General features: G+C 60.9%; 15 protein-coding genes. 5 read left to right on the top strand and 10 right to left on the bottom strand.

The genetic code is table 11. The annotated features are described in order from the left end of the window. Positions 1-13 precede the first annotated feature (13 nt). From ATN38_RS13580 to ATN38_RS13625, 10 genes are all read right to left on the bottom strand, one after another. Positions 14-700 carry a hypothetical protein gene (locus tag ATN38_RS13580; RefSeq protein WP_007730934.1) on the bottom strand — a complete coding sequence of 229 codons (687 nt, stop codon included), beginning with the start codon at positions 698-700 and terminating at the stop codon, positions 14-16. Continuing rightward, positions 693-1,112: a thioesterase family protein gene (locus tag ATN38_RS13585; RefSeq protein ID WP_003944573.1), complete on the bottom strand. Its 420-nt coding sequence runs from the start codon at positions 1,110-1,112 to the stop codon at positions 693-695. Before ATN38_RS13585 ends, ATN38_RS13580 begins: the two co-directional genes overlap by 8 nt. Continuing rightward, on the bottom strand, positions 1,109-5,956 hold the full coding sequence (locus ATN38_RS13590) for an NAD-glutamate dehydrogenase (protein WP_218748101.1): 4,848 nt from the start codon (positions 5,954-5,956) through the stop codon (positions 1,109-1,111). The genes ATN38_RS13585 and ATN38_RS13590 overlap by 4 nt, the downstream gene beginning before the upstream one ends. Positions 5,957-6,055: 99 nt before the next feature. Beyond that, entirely contained in the window at positions 6,056-6,475 is a 420-nt protein-coding gene (locus ATN38_RS13595; protein ID WP_003944475.1) for a thioesterase family protein, read from the bottom strand. Positions 6,476-6,479: 4 nt separating this feature from the next. After that, a complete protein-coding gene (gene ettA, locus ATN38_RS13600) occupies positions 6,480-8,159 on the bottom strand; it encodes an energy-dependent translational throttle protein EttA (RefSeq protein ID WP_007730925.1) in 1,680 nt (559 codons plus the stop codon). A 166-nt stretch (positions 8,160-8,325) separates the two neighbouring features. Then, a complete protein-coding gene (locus ATN38_RS13605; RefSeq protein ID WP_218748102.1) occupies positions 8,326-9,504 on the bottom strand; it encodes an acyl-CoA dehydrogenase family protein in 1,179 nt (392 codons plus the stop codon). A gap of 127 nt (positions 9,505-9,631) precedes the next feature. Continuing rightward, the gene (locus ATN38_RS13610) at positions 9,632-10,255 is read right to left on the bottom strand and encodes a TetR family transcriptional regulator (protein WP_308256166.1); all 624 of its coding nucleotides are present in this window, start codon (positions 10,253-10,255) and stop codon (positions 9,632-9,634) included. A gap of 225 nt (positions 10,256-10,480) precedes the next feature. Beyond that, complete coding sequence (locus tag ATN38_RS13615; protein ID WP_007733367.1) at positions 10,481-11,275, bottom strand: IclR family transcriptional regulator; 795 nt, start codon at positions 11,273-11,275, stop codon at positions 10,481-10,483. A gap of 317 nt (positions 11,276-11,592) precedes the next feature. After that, positions 11,593-12,639 (bottom strand): phosphotransferase family protein, encoded by a 1,047-nt coding sequence (locus tag ATN38_RS13620; RefSeq protein WP_007733366.1) that lies wholly within the window; start codon positions 12,637-12,639, stop codon positions 11,593-11,595. After that, a complete protein-coding gene (locus ATN38_RS13625) occupies positions 12,636-13,268 on the bottom strand; it encodes a TetR/AcrR family transcriptional regulator (RefSeq protein ID WP_007733365.1) in 633 nt (210 codons plus the stop codon). The genes ATN38_RS13620 and ATN38_RS13625 overlap by 4 nt, the downstream gene beginning before the upstream one ends. 160 nt (positions 13,269-13,428) lie before the next feature. Here ATN38_RS13625 and ATN38_RS13630 point away from each other — a divergent pair, with 160 nt between their 5' ends. Genes ATN38_RS13630 through ATN38_RS13650 form a run of 5 tightly spaced genes read left to right on the top strand, consistent with a single transcriptional unit; the run spans position 13,429 to position 17,829 of the window. Beyond that, on the top strand, positions 13,429-14,292 hold the full coding sequence (locus ATN38_RS13630; protein WP_007733364.1) for a CoA transferase subunit A: 864 nt from the start codon (positions 13,429-13,431) through the stop codon (positions 14,290-14,292). Beyond that, complete coding sequence (locus ATN38_RS13635; RefSeq protein ID WP_218748103.1) at positions 14,289-15,047, top strand: CoA-transferase subunit beta; 759 nt, start codon at positions 14,289-14,291, stop codon at positions 15,045-15,047. The genes ATN38_RS13630 and ATN38_RS13635 overlap by 4 nt, the downstream gene beginning before the upstream one ends. Next, positions 15,044-16,174: a nitronate monooxygenase family protein gene (locus ATN38_RS13640; protein WP_042446094.1), complete on the top strand. Its 1,131-nt coding sequence runs from the start codon at positions 15,044-15,046 to the stop codon at positions 16,172-16,174. The genes ATN38_RS13635 and ATN38_RS13640 overlap by 4 nt, the downstream gene beginning before the upstream one ends. A 1-nt stretch (position 16,175) precedes the next feature. Further along, positions 16,176-17,051: an SDR family NAD(P)-dependent oxidoreductase gene (locus ATN38_RS13645; RefSeq protein ID WP_007733359.1), complete on the top strand. Its 876-nt coding sequence runs from the start codon at positions 16,176-16,178 to the stop codon at positions 17,049-17,051. Beyond that, positions 17,044-17,829 carry an SDR family oxidoreductase gene (locus tag ATN38_RS13650; protein ID WP_256931786.1) on the top strand — a complete coding sequence of 262 codons (786 nt, stop codon included), beginning with the start codon at positions 17,044-17,046 and terminating at the stop codon, positions 17,827-17,829. The genes ATN38_RS13645 and ATN38_RS13650 overlap by 8 nt, the downstream gene beginning before the upstream one ends. The last annotated feature ends 5 nt before the right edge of the window (positions 17,830-17,834 follow it).

Here is a 17,834-nt window from a genome sequence, read left to right on the forward strand (position 1 = left end):
GCCACCTGAACTCCTATCGTGCGACCATCAGCGGTATCGAACCACCGCGGTGACGGTAGATCGAACCGAACCGTGCATCGAGCCGCACCCAGGATTTGCTCGCCCGCACCCGAACCAGTTCCGAGGCGTCGATCTGCTCGAGGTCGATGTCGGCGGTCATCGCCTCGGACCCGGCGTGCGGAACGAATCCCATTGCGGTCAAGGCAAAAATAACCCGCATCGAGATCCCGACCGTGCCGGACGGACCACTGACCTCGAGCACGTCCTGATCGAGCAACGACGCCGGCGGACCGTGACTACTTCCATGCTCCAGTGCCAAGGCGTTGCCCCGCTGCGCCAGTTCGATCAGCACCCGGGCGGGTACGTCGTCCAGGTGCTCGAAGCCGTCCATCGGCGGCAACGCCCCACGCCACGCCGAATCCATGGCGAACCCCGGATCGATCAGCTCACTTGTCGCCTGCTCCACCGCCGAGAGCAACTGATCGCCGGCAGCCGAGGTGTCGTCAGGGTTGATGGTGCCCGCCACGGTTCGCGTAGCGAGAGCGTCGAAACCCGTTGACGCCCAAACGCTCAGGTGAGCATCTCCGCGTCGACGCATCCGGATGACCGTGGACTCGTCCAAACGCAAGGCATGACCGATGAAGCCGGCCAAGTTCTTTCGCTCGGCCTCCTCGGGCACGGTCAGTACACGTTCATGCACGTTGCCAGCTCTCCAAGTACTCGCGCTCGGGCCCGCTGAGGCGACGCAAACGTTGAGTGTCGATATCGAAGGCCGCGATCTGAGTCGACGCCACGATGGACGGCGGGACACTGAGATCCGCACCGCGGGGGCGAACCTCGTACGCGATGGTGAAGTCCACCGCGCGCACCTTTTCCACCCACATGAAGACGTCGAGCGGCGAATCGTCGTGCCGCAGTTGGCCGCGGTACCGCACATGGAGATCGGCAATCACGGCCCCGTCACGCAGGGTGACCGTCGGGCGCGAGTCTTCGAACAACCAAGGAATCCGCGCCTCTTCGAGCAACGTCACCATCCGTGCGTGGTTGATGTGCTGGAAGGCATCCATGTCGGACCACCGAACCACAACTTCGGCGTGGAATCCTTCGCTCAACGTCCTACCTCCGATCGGGTGCCCATGCTGCGCACCATGCTACGAACCTGACGCGCCGCCACCGAGAGCGTCGCGAGGTCAAGCGTCCCAGACTCGAAGATCTCGACGAGAGCTGCCCTCGCCCGGCTCAGACGCGAGGCGTTGGTCGACTCCCATTCGTCGATCTTCTCCTGCGGCGACTCCCCCGGTTCGCCGCCGGCCAGAACCTCCATCGTCAGCTGCCGAAGCGAACTGTAGAGGTCGTCTCGCAACGCGAGCCTCGCGAGCGAGTGCCATCGATCGCCGCGCTCGAGTCCCGAGACCGCGCTCAGCAACCAGTCGATTCCCAGATGCGCGTCCAAGGCGTAGTACAGCTCCGCAACTTCGGCGATGTCGTGATCTGCGATGTCGGCGATATCCGCGATGTCGAGCAGGCAGTAGACGTCCAGCAGTCGGAACACGTCCAGCGCCAACGCTTCCGGAGCCCCGCGATCGATCACCGATTGAGCCCGCACCAGCAGATCGTCGAGCTGATGGCCCGCAAGCAGCCCCGGAACCAGAGGTGCCGTAGCCCGATACGCCGCCGAGTAACGCGCAACCTCGGCGCCGACGGCGATCGGCTGGGGCCGATTGGCCAGGAACCACCGCGACGCGCGGTCGAGCAAGCGGCACGACTCAACGATCAACTCGTTTTCGATCTCTGCACTGACGCCCGCCGAGCGGATTCGCGACCACACCTCGTCGAGCGCAAACACCTCTCGCACAGCGGCGTAGGCACGGATCGAGTCCGTACTGCTCGCTCCGGTCTCCTCGGCCAAGCGGTAGGCGTACGTGATTCCGCCGTTGTCGATCACTTCGTTCACGAGCATCGTCGCGACGATCTGCCGCCGCAACGGGTGTGCCTTGATCTCCGTTTCGAACCGATCGCGAACAGCGGTCGGGAAGTACTGCGGGATCTGCTGGGCGAAGAAATCGTTGTCCGGCAACTCGGTTGCGAGCAGATCGTCCTTGAGTGAAAGCTTCACGTGCGCCGTCAGCGTCGCCAATTCCGGCGACGTCAGACCCACACCGGCCTCGAGTCGACGCTCGATCTCCTTGTCGGTCGGCAACGCCTCGAGTTTGCGGTCAAGGCCACGTGCCTTGGTCAGATCCGTCAACTGACGGCGGTGAACACCGAGCATCTGAGAAGCGGTCACGCGGGAGATTCCGAGCAGCGCGTTCTGAGCAATGTTGTCCGCCAACACCAGCGCCGCCACGTCGTCGGTCATCGACGCCAGCAACGGATTCCGTTCCTGCGTGGGCAGTAACTGCGAACGCACGAGCGAATCGAGAAGAATCTTGATGTTCACTTCGTGATCGGAGCAGTCGACGCCGGCCGAGTTGTCGATGGCGTCGGTGTTGATGTGACCGCCGCTGGCGCTGAACTCGATTCTTCCCAGAGCAGTGACGCCGAGGTTGCCGCCCTCCCCGATCACCTTGACCCGCAGATCTTGACCGTCGACACGCACGGCGTCGTTGCTCTTGTCGCCAACCTGCGCATTGGTCTCGGTCGACGCTTTGACGTATGTACCGATTCCGCCGTTCCACAGCAGATCCACCGGTGCCGACAGAATCGCCTGCATCAATTCCGGCGGCGAGAGCTTCGTGACCCCCTCGGCCAGACCCAGTGCGATCCGGACGCTTTCGGCGATCGGAACCGACTTGACCGTGCGGTCCCATACGCCGCCACCTTCACTGATCAGGCTCTTGTCGTAGTCGGCCCATGACGACCGTGGCAACTCGAAAAGTCGTTGACGTTCGACGAACGAGCTCGCTGCATCCGGGTTCGGATCGAGGAAGATGTGTCGATGATCGAACGCGCCCACCAGACGGATGTGCCGACTGAGGAGCATTCCGTTGCCGAACACGTCTCCGCTCATGTCGCCGACGCCTACCGTCGTGAAATCCTGCGTCTGCGTGTCGACCCCGAGTTCGCGGAAGTGCCGCTTGACGCTTTCCCAGGCGCCGCGAGCGGTGATACCCATGCCCTTGTGGTCGTATCCCACGGAGCCACCGGAGGCAAACGCGTCGCCGAGCCAGAAGTCGTACTTGGCGGCAACCGAATTGGCGAGATCCGAGAACGTCGCCGTGCCCTTGTCGGCGGCGACCACCAGGTAGCGATCCTGATCGTCCTTGCACACCACTCGATCCGGCGTCACAACTTCGCCGGTAGCCGCGTGCACGTTGTCGGTGATGTCGAGCAATCCGGAGATGAACGTGGTGTAGCAGGCCTTGCCGGTTTCCAGCGTCGCCATTCGATCAACGGCCGGATCGCCCGTCGGCAGAGGCGGATTCTTCACGACGAAGCCGCCCTTGGCGCCGACCGGCACGATCACCGCGTTCTTGACGGCCTGAGCCTTCACCAAGCCGAGCACCTCGGTGCGGAAATCCTCGCGCCGGTCGGACCAGCGGAGCCCGCCGCGCGCGACTGCGCCGAATCGCAGGTGGACGCCTTCGACCTCGGGTGAGTACACGTAGATCTCGAAAGCCGGCCGCGGCTTGGGCAACTCGCTGATCCGTGAGGGATCGAGCTTGACCGACAGGTAGTCGCGAGAGCGGCCATCGGCGTCGACGACGTAGAAATTGGTACGCAAGGTCGCCTTCACCAAGGAGAACATTCCACGCAGAATGCGATCGGCATCCAAGCTGAGTACCTCGTCGATGGACGCACGCAACTGCTCGTCCAATTCGGCGACGCGAATGTCGTCCTGCTTCTCGGGGTCGAACATCGCCTCGAACAACTGCACCAATGCAAACGCGGTCTGCGGGTGTGTAAGCGCGATTCCTTCGATGTGGAACTGACTGTATGGAAATGTGGCCTGGCGCAGATACTTTGCGTAAGCACGCAGCACCACGGCTTGCCGCCAGGACATTCCGGCCCGCAGCACCAACTCGTTGAATCGGTCAGCTTCGGCCCGGCCGAACCAGACTGCACCGAATGCAGCCGTGAATCGCTTCTGGACCTCGGTCAGCGGGGCGGTACTGGTCTCGAGCGGCACCTGCGCATCGAGGTCGATCTCGACCGACGCCCGAAGATCCGCCGGTACCGACAATCCGAAATCGTAGATCCAGCACTGAACGCCGTCGAGTCGCTGCACGACGTGCGGCCGCTCGTCGAGAACTTCGACGCCGAGTGACTGCAGCACCGGTAGCACCTGGCTCAACGAGATACCGTCGCCGCCGACGAAGAGCGTGAAGCGCCAGGCACCGGGCGCGGAGTCCACAGCACGATAGAGCAGTACGTCGATCGCGCCTGGCGCCAACGCCTCGAGTCGGGCGATGTCGGCCAACGCGCGTGACGGTTCGAAGTCCTCCTTGTATCCATCGGGAAGCACCCGCGAATACCGCTGCACCAGTTCCGGATCCACACCCGGACTTTCACGAACAAGGTCGTTGATGCGGTCGTCCCAGCTACGACTGACTTCGGTCAACAGAGCCTGAACTCGCTCGCGGTTGGCCTCGGAGACATCCAGATGAACCGGCTCACTGTCCGGATCGCGCCGGATCGTCACGTGCAACAGCGCAAGATCATTCTCGGTAACCCGGGCGGTGTAATCGACTGTGCCTGGTCCGAATTCGCGCCACAGCAGGTTTTGCATCGCCAGTCGCACCCGCGTCGTGTACCGGTCGCGGGGTAGGTACACCAAGCAGGACACGAAGCGTCCGAACGTGTCCTCGCGGACAAAGAGTCGCACCTGTCGACGCAGCCCGATGCTGTGCACGGCGTGGACGGTCTCGAACAAGGTCTCGGCGTCGCTCGAGAACAACTCGGTGCGTGGGAACGACTGGATGACCTCGAGCATCGCCTGACCGGAGTACGAATGCAGGTCGACACCGGCACGCGCGATGACCTCGCGGACGCGGCGCTCGATCAGAGGAATCGCGAGGACGTTCTCGTGGAGTGCGACCACGGTGAACACACCCAGGAATCTGTGCTCCCCCACGATGTTTCCCTCGTCGTCGAGGATCGAGACACCCACGAAGTACGGGTAGACAGCGCGGTGCACCGTGGCGGGGAACGATCCCTGCGTCAGGACCAGAAGCGGTCGATCCGGGAGATCTGCGACGGGAGGCAAACTCATCGGGCCTTCGGTGACCGCGTCGGAGCGCAGCACGCCGAGTCCACTGCCGGCTACCGTGCGTGAACCGTCCTTCGTGCCCTCGAACCGCCGGTATCCGAGCACGGCATAGTTTCCGTCCGCCATCCACCGCAGCAGCCGGGCGGTGTCGGAGAATTCTTCGGGGGTGATCCTCCCGGAGGCAGTTTCTGCGGCACTCTCCAACTCGTCGGCAACGCGCAGTTGCAATGCCTTCATGTCCGGGGTGTCACCAACCACCTGGCGGACGTCCGCGAGCACCTTGCCGAGGTGTGCTTCGATCGCGTCGAGAGCGGAATCCTCGACTTCGGAGTCCAACTGGACGTGCATCCAGGATTCTTGGATACCGCTGTCGCCCAAGGACATCAGATTGCCCGAGTCATCGCGTTCAACCGTCAGGATCGGATGGGCGAATTGACTGATTCCCACACCTTGTCGGTTGAGCATCGCGGTAACGGACTCGACGAGCAACGACATGTCGTCGGTGACGATCTGGACGGCAGCGCCGAGACCCTCGGATCCTGACGGGCGGTACACACGCCATACGGCCGTGCCCGGGGTCCGCTGCCTCCCGAGCGCAAGATGCGCGAGCAGGACTCGATCCGATCGACCGTTGATGACGTCGTCGCTGTCACCCTCGTCGATATGCGTGAAAAAGGCCTCGCGAAGACGCGTCAACAACGTCGCTTCGTCGAGGCCTGTGCCCTGCTGCCGTACACGGTCTGTCATTGCTGGCTCACATCCTTGTGGGTTCTGATCGCCGCGACCAATCTCTGACTCGAGACTAGCCGCGGCAACCAGTACCTAGGGTGAACTGAGAAACGAAATCTACGATGTCGTCATCTGAACAAGCGATGCTTCGAGCACCGCGCGTTCGCTGTCCGCCAGCGGTCTGGACTTTTCGGACACCGTGTCGAATCCGACCATCAACGCGTCGCCGAAAGCGCATTCGACACCCGCGTTGTCACGGATGACGTGCCGAACCGTGAACGAGGAAGTCCCGACGTGAGTCGTGAAGATCTCCACATTCAAGGGACCGGACCGATCGGTGACCGGCTTGAGGAACTCGACGGTCATCTTTCGAACCACGAGGTATCCCGGCCGGCCGCCGAGCGGCGCCAGTTTCGCTTCCAGGAACTGGATGCGCGCTTCCTGCATGTACTCGACGTAACGCGTGTTGTTGACGTGACCCAACCGGTCGGAATCGCCCCACCGGACCTGGATCTGCGCCGTGTATACGTCGGACACCGGATCAGTCCCTGGTGAGCTTGCGGTGAGTCACGCGGTGCGGGCGTGCGGCGTCGGGGCCGAGTCGCTCGACCTTGTTCGCCTCGTAGCCCTCGAAGTTGCCCTCGTACCAGTACCAAGCTGCCTCGTTGTCGCCGAAGCCACCTTCCCACGCGAGGATGTGGGTACAGGTCCGGTCCAGGAACCAGCGATCGTGCGAGATCACGACGGCGCAGCCGGGGAACTCTTCGAGAGCGTTCTCCAGCGAGCCGAGGGTTTCGACGTCGAGGTCGTTGGTGGGCTCATCGAGCAGGATCAGGTTGCCGCCCTGCTTGAGCGTCATCGCCAGGTTCAGGCGGTTGCGCTCACCACCGGAGAGGACGCCGGCCGGCTTCTGCTGATCGTGACCCTTGAAACCGAACGAGCTGATGTACGCACGCGAGGGAAACTCGGTCTGGCCGACGACGATGAAATCGAGCCCGTCCGACACGGTCTCCCAGACCGTCTTCTTGGGGTCGATTCCGGAACGGTTCTGGTCGACGTAGCTCAGCTTGACCGTCTGACCGATCTTGACCTCACCGGCGTCAGGCTCCTCGAGACCGACGATGGTCTTGAACAGCGTCGTCTTACCGACGCCGTTGGGGCCGATGACGCCGACAATTCCGTTGCGCGGCAACGTGAACGAGAGATCCTTGATCAGAACGCGACCGTCGAAGCCCTTGTCGAGGTTCGAGACCTCCACGACCACGTCACCCAGGCGCGGCGGTGCCGGGATCTGGATCTCGTCGAAGTCGAGCTTGCGCGTCTTCTCGGCTTCGTTCGCCATTTCCTCGTAGCGATCGAGACGAGCCTTGTTCTTGGCCTGGCGGGCCTTGGCGCCGGAACGAACCCATGCGAGCTCGTCCTTGAGGCGCTTCTGCAGCTTCTGATCCTTCTTGCCGGCAACTTCGAGGCGTGCAGCCTTCTGCTCCAGGTAGGTGGAGTAGTTGCCCTCGTACGGGTACAGGCGTCCGCGGTCGACTTCACAGATCCACTGCGCGACGTGATCGAGGAAGTAGCGATCGTGAGTCACGGCGAGGATTGCGCCGGGGTAAGCAGCGAGATGCTGCTCGAGCCACAGGACAGATTCGGCGTCGAGGTGGTTGGTGGGCTCATCGAGGAGCAGGAGGTCGGGCTTGCTCAGCAGCAGCTTGCAGAGCGCAACGCGTCGCTTCTCACCACCGGAGAGGTGGGTGACCATCTCTTCCGGCGGGGGGCAGCGCAGGGCGTCCATAGCCTGCTCGAGCTGCGAGTCGATCTCCCACGCATCTGCGTGATCGAGCTTCTCCTGCAGCTCGCCCATCTCTTCCATGAGCTCGTCGGAGTAATCCGTAGCCATCAGCTCGGCGATCTCGTTGTACCGCTTGAGCTGGACCATCGTCTCTCCGAGACCGTCCTCGACGTTCTCGCGAACAGTCTTGGTCTCGTCGAGCTCCGGCTCCTGCATGAGGATGCCGACGGTCGCGCCCGGAGCCAGGAATGCCTCGCCGTTGCCCGGCTGGTCCAGTCCGGCCATGATCTTGAGGATGCTGGATTTACCAGCGCCGTTCGGTCCGACGACACCGATCTTCGCGCCGGGGTAAAAGCTCATCGTGACGTCATCGAGGATGACCTTGTCACCGTGCGCCTTGCGCACCTTCTTCATCGTGTAAATGAACTCAGCCATGACCGCCAGCCTATCGGTGTTTGCCCTATAACCCACATTGCGCGTTGGCCGTCACTCCGATGCGGGTTCTGCGGACAGTCCGAGGTCATCGACCAGATTCACCGACATGCTCATCGACCCCCACGAAAACCGCGATGGGGACACCTCCGGGTGTCCCCAGGACGGCTCAGATCATTGCCCTGTGGATGCCCTTCGGCTCGCCACCGAGCTGCGAGAGCGTCGACGCATGGAAAATGGAACCGGGTACATGGATCGCATGCGCGAGACCGGCATGCGCATCACGCCAGAACCGCTGCATCGGCGTGCTCAACTGCAAAGCCCCACCACCGGAACGAGCAAAGATCTCGTCCACCGCCCGCACCGCACGCCACGCCGCAGCAGTCTGCGTACGCCGACCGATCGCACGAAGCTCGAACGAAACTTCCTGCCCCTTCTCCGTCATGTCCCAGAAACGATCCACCGTCTCCAAGATCGCAGCCCGAGAAGCAGCGATCTCGGCCGCCGCCTCACCGATCGCGAACAGCACGTACGGATCTTCCTTGATCGGAACACCACTGACCGTCACACGCTCACGCTGCGCCGCCATGTTGCACGCCAACGCACCCTCGGCGATACCGATCAACGACGAAGTGATCCCCAACGGGAAAATGCACGAGAACGGGAACTTGTACAACGTCTCCGTACGACCCGCTTCCTTCCACGCCGTCCCGTCGAAAACCTTTCCCGCATCAAGAGTCCGATACGTCGGCAAGAACGCATCCTTGACGATCAGATCCTTCGACCCCGTACCGCGCAGACCCACGACATTCCAGCTGCCCTGGTCGATGTCGTAATCCGAACGCGGCAACAACACGTGCAGAATCTTCGGCGGCATCAACGGCTTACCGGACTCGTCACCGACCATCGCACCGATCATGATCCAGTCACAATGATCAGTACCGGACGAGAACGACCAACGACCGTTGAGGATGTACCCACCCTCGACCGGCCTCGCCACACCCATCGGCGCATACGGCGACGCCATCCACGTATCAGGATCGGTTCCCCACACCTCTTCCTGAGCCTTGCGGTCGAAGAACGCAAGCTCCCACGGATGAACACCGACGATGCCGCTGACCCAGCCCGTGGCACCATCCATCGCACCGATAGCCATTGCCGTCTCGGCGAATTCACGCGGATGCGCCTCGAGGCCACCGAACTCCTTCGGCTGCAACATCCGGATGACGCCGGAGTCGCGCAAACGCTTCGCGCTGCCGTCCGTCAAGCGCATCAGCTTGTCACCCTCGACCCCGTCGGCGCGGATCTCGTCGGCGAACTGTGAGATGTTGTCCAGAACCTGACCCATGATCTTCCGCCTCCATTGATAGCCCGCCAACCTTCAATAAAGTAGAACACGTTCTAGAAAAATGCGGAAGTAGAACGGCCTGTTCTTACAGCACCGATCAATACGAATGCGACAAGGCCAGTGGTGTTCAGGTCGACACGTGCCCCAGTCCCGCAGTGAGAATGCGAATACACCTCACCGCAACTTCCGCAGGCGAGCCGTCGCCATACGCCGGGGACTCCCCGTCAACCCACGCGGCAACGGCCATCCGCTGGGCCGTGTTCGCTGCAATTGCAAGCAAACGCACTTCCAGAGGGTCTGCGCCGGGCCCCATCAATTCACGCAGTACGAGCACCAATGCAGTCTCGGTGTCGTTGACCAAGCTCAGCCACACGTTCTGAAGCGCCGGATCGCCAGGAATTATCCTTTGAAGTCGGCGAATCAACGCAATCGCGTCGGGTGTCGCAGCAGGTGAATTCAGTGCAACGCGGGCGGCGGATTCCAGCACCTGAACAACAGGCGTACCCGGCGAACTGGACGCGATATACCTGAGCCATTCGTCGATCCCGTTGGCGAGTATCGGCCTCACTGCATCTTCCTTCGTCCGGAAGTATCGATAGAACGTGCGAAGTCCGATTCCAGCTGCGCGTGCAATGCCCTCGGCAGTCACCGGATTCTCGCCGCGAAGAACAAAAAGCTCTGCAGCACAACGTGATATCTCCAACTTTGCCTGCTCCTTCCGCCGTTGGGTGAGCGACGGGGAGTTAGACACTGAACCATGCTCATGCCAGTATCGCACGGTGCGCCATCGTGCTTCGGAGTCGAACAGGAAGAACCCTGGCATCGGCTGCGGAAGCCATGAACCGTCCACTTCGCCTTCGATCAGTTCCGCCACCGGCTGGACATCGAGACGCCAGGCCAGCCTCGTCTCACCCCCATCGCCATTTGACGCGATTCGAGGCGGCAGCGCAGGACCAAGTCTACGGATCATCGACGTTCACGAACGCATACGCCTGGGTCCCGCCGACGGCAACGCTCGCAGTTCACGCATGGTGCGTTGAACATCGAAATGTGTCGCAGTTTGGCCAACCGCCCCCCAAATCGATGACGCTACAAGGCGGACAGGTACCGCACTTCGGTAGTCGAGTTTGAGCATCGCGGACGGACCGGAAACAGCAACGGCAGCAATCGCGTTTCCTTGCGGCCCAACCGGTGCAGCAACGCAATTGAGGCCGGGACTCAACAGCCCCGCGCCGTACGCTACGCCGGTATCACGTATTCGACTGAGTTCCTGCCTTAGAGTCATCGGCGCTTCAGCGCCCACAGGGGAGCCTCCGAACGCAAGGAGCGCACGTCCAAGAGCCGACCTGTCAGCCGAAGAACGTTCGCCGACACGAGTAGGAACTACACCGGACAGCATTCCGCCGATCTTGTCGAGGTAAACGACATCCGGCGCGTCCAGCACTCCGAACTGCACTACCAGTCCGGTCACTCGATGCAACTCGCGAAGGAAGGGCAAAGCGACCGAATACAATCGATCCTGTTGTATTGCAAGGCTTCCCAGCTCCATCAATCTGATTCCAAGGCAGTAATCAGTGCCATCCCGCCGGAGCCACTTCTTGGCGACGAGCTGCTCGAGCATGCGATGCACCGACGAACGAGGCAAGCCGGTAATTCGCGAAACTTGACTGAGAGTGAGCTGTCCGGACACTTCGAAAGCATCCATGACCGACGCCAGTCGATCCAGGAACCCCGCCGGGGTCGTAGCGTCTGCACGAGCGGAAGCTTGCATGCGAATTCCTTGAAGTCATTCCCACAATTTATGGTGCATGTGGGGTACGTGGAGCCGAAAAGCGCTACCGGGCTTACTGGTTACGGCCCGCTGCAACAGCACCGCGACACCAGGCCGTCCGTCACCGTCGGATGTTCGAACGATCTCAGTGTGACAAATTGTGCCATGTTGACATCGGGTGTGAAGAGAAAAACCTCAGGAGCATTCACAGAAGGATCACGGTGGACGTTAACGCCGCAACATGAACAGAGAAGGACGAAATACGTTGCCCCGGAGGCATATTCCACTAGACCAGAAAGTCGCACGGAAGATTTCCGTCAAATCCGTTGGGCCATTCGCCACGCTTGTGCCGCAAGCCTGTCCGCCTGGGCGCCGAACGATTCCGCCGACCGCTCGATTTCGCCCATCGCGCCACGTAGCGTGCGGCTGTACACACCCTCGACAATGCATGCGATCTTCCACCAGTTGAACGCAATGTAGAAGTCGATATTGAAGTCCGCATCTTGTTGGGCCGCAGAGATATAGACGTCCAACAGCTCATCGCGCGACGGGAACCCTTCGATTCGAGTCGGAGCATTCTCCAATGCACAAACATCGTCATCGGGTTCGGCCCAATAGACCAACAGTTGGCCCAGGTCTGCCAAGGGGTCACCCACCGTGGCCAGTTCCCAATCCAGTATTCCGGCGATCACGCCGTCGGCGCCGACAATGCAGTTGTCAAGGCGAAAGTCACCGTGCACGACGCTGCTACTGCACTGAGGGGGAATATTTCGAGACAACTTGGCATGTGTGCGTTCGAGGTCGAGGCTATCTCGCACACGATCACCCTTCCAGTTCCGCAACCACCGATTCAACTGACGATCGATGTAGTCCGTCCGATCGGCCAGAGCATTCCATCCGATCTCACGAGGGTCGACCGAGTGCAGGGCGGCAAGATTGCGAACCAGTTCCGCGGCCAATCCGGCTCGCGTTTCGTACGGGATTTTCGCGCGTACTACCTCCGGATCACGCAGGACTGCGCCGTCGATGAAGTCCATGACAAAGAACGGAGCACCAGTCACAGATTCGTCAATGCACTTGCCTACAACGATCGGTGACGGAACCGGCACGTTCTGCAGTCGCTCGAGAATGTCAGCTTCGCGAATTACATCATGGGCGGATGCATGCCTGATTCCGAGCGGGGGTCGACGTAGCACCCATCGAGAACCTGCCTCGTCGCTCACCGAGTAAGTCAGGTTCGAGCGTCCACCGGCGATCCGTTCGAATTCGAGCAATCCTTGCGTGGCATCGGGCAGATACTCACGGAACCACGCCGCCACCAGGGGCTCACACAAACCGTTGTCGCCCTGCGGTGCCGGGTTCACGACCTCACACCCTCTCGCGCGGGACCACTTCCGACAGATGCTGATTTCAGCGGCGCATCGATGCCGTCGAGAAACACCGAAACGACGGCATCGGCGAGCTCTGAAAGACCGAACTCCTCTGTGGGGCTGAACCATCGGAGCGACAACCACACAGCGTCGCGAATCAGTCCGTAGAGAATCTCCGCCGGCAGGTCCGATCGAAACTCGCCTGCGCTCATTCCGGATTCGATAACAGCGATCCAGGCGTCCTTGGTGCTACGGGCGGCCTCACGGATGTCGTGATAGGAGTCAAGTTTCCGGAGATAGGTGCTGTTGTTCTGATAGATCTCGGAGGCGTGTGGGTGCGCCTGACTGACCTGAAACGAAGCTCGAACCAGCGAACCGAGGCGAGTACGTGGGTCACCGGCAGATTCCAGGATCGACCCGTATGCGCTCGTGAGCGCCTGAAGATATTGTGTGACAATCGTATTCGCGATTGCATCCTTCGATGGGAAGTAGTGATAAAGGCTTCCGGACAGAATTCCCACCGCATCAGCGATATCGCGAACTTTGGTGCCCGCGATCCCCTTGGTGGCGAACAGTTCTGCAGCCTGTTCGAGTATCAAGTCGTGACGATCCGACCATTCCATTCAAGTCCTCCTGACGAGTCTTCACGTGTCACCTCTGACGAGGTTGCAATTTTGACTCTATACCGCGAATCAAACGTTTGCTACAGTCGCTCCGTACCGCGTAGCAAACGTTTGATACGAGACTTTGAGCGCTCGTGAAATACCAGGAGAGGACGGACGCGTGTCGGACAAGACAATGTCGGAAGCAGATGTCGTAAGTCGACTGAGATCGGGAATGACAATCGGAATCGGCGGGTGGGGTTCGCGCCGGAAGCCGATGTCACTCATCCGAGAGATCCTCAAGTCAGAACTGACCGATCTGACCGTTGTGTCGTACGGCGGAGCTGATGTGGGGTTGTTGTGCGCAGCCGAAAAGGTTCGAAAGGTTGTGTTCGGTTTCGTCTCGCTGGACTCGATACCCCTGGACCCTCACTTCAGAGCAGCCCGACAGGCTGGTCGTATCGAGGTCAGCGAATACGACGAGGGCATGCTCCAATGGGGCCTGTACGCGGCCGGGATCCGTATGCCCTACCTGCCGACTCGCGCGGGACTCGGTTCCGACGTCCTCCGGGTGAATCCGGAACTGCAGACGATCGTCGATCCTTATGCGGGCGAATCATTGGTTGCGATGCCGGCGCTCCCCCTCGATGCCGCGCTGGTACATATGAACCGCGCGGACATGCATGGCAATGCCCAATACCTCGGGCCGGACCTGTACTTCGACGACCTGTTCTGCCTAGCTGCCGAATCGGTCTATGTCTCTTGCGAACAAGTGGTTCCCACTGCGGAGTTGACCGCGGATGCACATCCGTCGACGATTCGAATTCCCCGGTTGCTTGTATCGGGAGTCGTTCACGCTCCAGGTGGTGCGCATTTCACATCCTGCGTACCCGACTACGATCGTGACGAGGCTTTCCAACTCGAATATGCCACTGCAGCAAAAGATCCAGAAGCTTGGCAACGCTTCGTCGACCGATATCTGTCCGGCTCCGAGGCCGACTACCAGAGACTCGTCGCTGCGGAATTCGAAGGAGTGCCGGCATGAGTGACGCCACTCGGGCAGAGGTCTGCGCGATCGCGTGCGCCGAGGCGTACCGAGGCAACGGTGAAGTGATCGCGAGCGCATTCGGCGTGACACCTGCAATCGGTGTGCGATTGGCGCGTCACACTTTCGAACCCGATCTCGTTTTGTCCGACGGAGAAGCGTCAGCCGTGCGCGGCACGTGGGCCGTCGACCGAACTCCGGCAGGCGAGGTCGAATCGTGGTTGCCCTTCAACCAGATCTTCAATCTCGTCTGGAATGGCAAACGGCACATCATGATGATTCCCACGCAGCTCGATTCCTATGGGAACTGCAACATCTCCGCGATAGGTGATCATTCGCGGCCGACAGTGCAACTCTTGGGAGTCCGCGGAGCGCCGAGCAATACCGTGCATCACCCGACAAGTTACTGGGTGCCGAAACACAGTGCACGCGTCCTCACTTCACAGGTCGACATGGTTTCCGGTGTCGGAAACGACAATGCACGCAAGGCCGGACCGTCGGCCAGCCGATACCACGAGTTACGACGAGTTGTCACAAATCTCGCAGTTCTGGACTTCGAGCCGGATAGCGGACAGTTGCGTCTGGTGTCGACTCACCCCGGCGTAACCGTCGACGAAGTAGTAGCCGCAACCGGGTTCGAACTCCACCTGCCCAAAGCCGTACCCACTACTCGAACCCCCACAAGCGAGGAACTCGACCTGATTCGCAACGTCATCGATCCACGGAACCTACGTGACAAGGAAGTACCGGCATGACCGTGCTGAACTCAGGTACCGGGCCACTGCACACCCGTATCTGCGAACTCTTCGGTGTGAAGTATCCGATTGTGCAGACCGGCATGGGGTACGTCTCGGACGCCCGACTTACGGCGGCCACAACCAAAGCCGGCGGTTTGGGAATCATCGCCGGGGCGATGCTGACCTACGACGAACTCGTCAGCGCCATCGATTACGTCAAAGACCGCACCGACCAACCATTCGGCGTGAACTTGCGAGCCAACCAGGACGACATCGATCGCAGAATCAAACTTCTCATTCGATCGGGGGTCAAGATCGCCTCCTTTGCGCTCGCACCGAACCAGGCGCTGATCGGCCGACTCAAAGATGCAGGCCTTGTTGTCGTGCCGTCGATCGGAGCTCGCAGACATGCCGAGAAAGTTGCAGCGTGGGGAGTTGACGCAGTTGTCGTTCAAGGCGGCGAGGGCGGCGGACACACAGGCGCAGTCCCCACGAGTTTGCTTCTGCCACAGGTAGTCGACGCCGTCGACATCCCCGTTATCGCGGCAGGCGGATATTTCGACGGCCGAGGTCTCGTCTCAGCACTCGCCTACGGTGCAGACGGAATCGCGATGGGGACTCGCTTCATGCTCACCAGCGATTCACCGGTGTCTCAGGCAGTCAAAGATGTCTATCTCTCGAAGTCGGTCAACGACACCGTGGTCACACTCGAGATCGACGGGGTTCCTCAGCGTGTGCTGCGCGCAGGAACGATCGATCAACTCGAATCAAGCCACGGACCGACGCGCATGTTACGTGCTGCCCGCAATGCTGTTGCTTTCCAACGTCTCTCGGGAACTCCCTGGTCGAAGTTGATACGTGAAGGCCTGGAAATGCGGAAGAGCCACGAACTCGGCTGGCGGCAAGTTGTGATGGCCGCCAACGCACCGATGCTGTACCGATCCGCACTCCTCGACGGCCGCACGGATATCGGAGTCATGGCGACCGGGCAGGTCGTCGGACTGATCGACGACATCCCCAGTAGCGCAGAACTCGTCGAACGCATCATGCAGGACGCGGAGGCCGTCCTTGCTCGACTCACACCCGCACCCGAATTGGACAGTCGAGTCTTGTCAACTGAAAACGTGAAAGGAACAACGAACTGAAATGAATCAGCTGAAAGATCGAGTAATCATAGTAACCGGCGCCGGTCGTGGTTTGGGCCGGGAGCACGCCCTGCTACTTGCGGCCGAAGGCGCAAAAGTGGTTGTCGACGACACCGGCGCCGGACCGGACGGGCACGGAAACGACATCAGTATTGCGGCATCGGTCGTCGACGAAATCGTCGCGGCCGGAGGAATCGCAGTTGCCAGTGTCGCGGACGTCACGACGATCGACGGCGCGAGCGAACTCCTGGACCTGGCCCTCGAGGCATTCGGCTCGGTCGACGGCCTGGTCAACAATGCCGGCATCCTGCGTGATCGAATGTTTCTGAACATGCCCGAGGCCGATTGGGACGACGTGATCTCGGGACAACTACGCGCTACATTCGCGCCCTGCACTGTATTCGGCAACTACTGGCGCGAGCGTTCGAAGTCGGGCGAAACCGTCGCCGCGTCGATCGTGAACGTATCGAGCACCTCCGGGCTGCTCGGTGCCGTCGGTCAGAGCAACTACGGCGCCGCGAAGGCCGGGATCGCAGCGTTGACAACGATCCTCGCACAGGAGGTCGCCCGATACGGTGTGCGAGTCAACGCAATTACGCCTGTGGCCAGGACACGGATGACCGAGAACGTTCCCGGTATCAAGGAACTTGTTGCAGCACCTGACGATCCGAGTGCATTCGACACCTATCATCCAGGCAACGTCTCGCCAGTTGTGGCCTATCTGCTCACCGAGAAGTGCCCCGCCACTGGTCAGGTGTTTTACGCCAAAGGCGGCGAAGTCCGCCAGTTTCTCGGGTGGCAGTACGGAAAGACCATCGCCAGAGACTCGCGATGGACGGTGGAAGAGTTGACAGAGGCGATGAGTGAAATTGTCTGAGACGACTGCGCCGATCCCTGGTCCGGGACACGGCCTTGCTGAAGGCAAATCCGTTCTGGTGACAGCAGCAGCGGGAACTGGAATCGGATTCGCAGCGGCACAACGCTTTGCTGCCGAAGGTGCCCGACTGGCGATCAGTGACCGGCATGAGCGCAGATTGATCGCGGCCGCCGACCGCATCGAGTCCGAGTTCGGCACCCGCCCACTCACTGTTCCTTGCGATGTCACGGACAATCAGCAGATCGACGCAATGGTCGATCGGGTGGTTGCCGAGTATGGATCCATCGACGTCCTCATCAACAACGCAGGCCTCGGCGGGACGGCGAGCATTCAAAGTATGACCGACGAGCAGTGGTGTTCGGTACTCGATGTGACCCTGACGAGCACTTTCCGCACCACACGATCAGTGTTGAGAGTCATGATTCCACGAGGGTCGGGGGTGATCGTCAACAACGCGTCGGTCATCGGCTGGCGTGCGCAGGAAGGGCAGTCGCACTACGCCGCAGCGAAAGCCGGCGTCATGGCGCTCACACGATGCTCTGCACTCGACGTGGCACCGCACGGAATCCGGGTCAACGCGGTTGCACCGAGCATCGCGATACATCCTTACCTTGCCAAGGTGACCAGCGACGAACTGCTCGAACAGCTCAGCAAGAGTGAGGCTTTCGGTCGTGCGGCACAGCCGTGGGAGGTCGCCAACGTCATGGTCTTTCTTGCAAGCGACTACTCGTCGTACATGACGGGCGAAGTCGTTTCGGTAAGTAGCCAACATGCATAGCCACC

This window comes from Rhodococcus sp. FH8 (assembly GCF_019266085.1).
GTDB lineage: Bacteria > Actinomycetota > Actinomycetes > Mycobacteriales > Mycobacteriaceae > Rhodococcus_F > Rhodococcus_F qingshengii.

What these genes read in the sequence shown, in the direction of transcription:
- ATN38_RS13590 (WP_218748101.1), bottom strand. Translation starts at nt 5,956, where the DNA reads ATGACAGACCGTGTACGGCAGCAGGGCACAGGCCTCGACGAAGCGACG.
- ettA (WP_007730925.1), bottom strand. Translation starts at nt 8,159, where the DNA reads ATGGCTGAGTTCATTTACACGATGAAGAAGGTGCGCAAGGCGCACGGT.
- ATN38_RS13605 (WP_218748102.1), bottom strand. Translation starts at nt 9,504, where the DNA reads ATGGGTCAGGTTCTGGACAACATCTCACAGTTCGCCGACGAGATCCGC.
- ATN38_RS13615 (WP_007733367.1), bottom strand. Translation starts at nt 11,275, where the DNA reads ATGCAAGCTTCCGCTCGTGCAGACGCTACGACCCCGGCGGGGTTCCTG.
- ATN38_RS13625 (WP_007733365.1), bottom strand. Translation starts at nt 13,268, where the DNA reads ATGGAATGGTCGGATCGTCACGACTTGATACTCGAACAGGCTGCAGAA.
- ATN38_RS13635 (WP_218748103.1), top strand. Translation starts at nt 14,289, where the DNA reads ATGAGTGACGCCACTCGGGCAGAGGTCTGCGCGATCGCGTGCGCCGAG.
- ATN38_RS13640 (WP_042446094.1), top strand. Translation starts at nt 15,044, where the DNA reads ATGACCGTGCTGAACTCAGGTACCGGGCCACTGCACACCCGTATCTGC.
- ATN38_RS13645 (WP_007733359.1), top strand. Translation starts at nt 16,176, where the DNA reads ATGAATCAGCTGAAAGATCGAGTAATCATAGTAACCGGCGCCGGTCGT.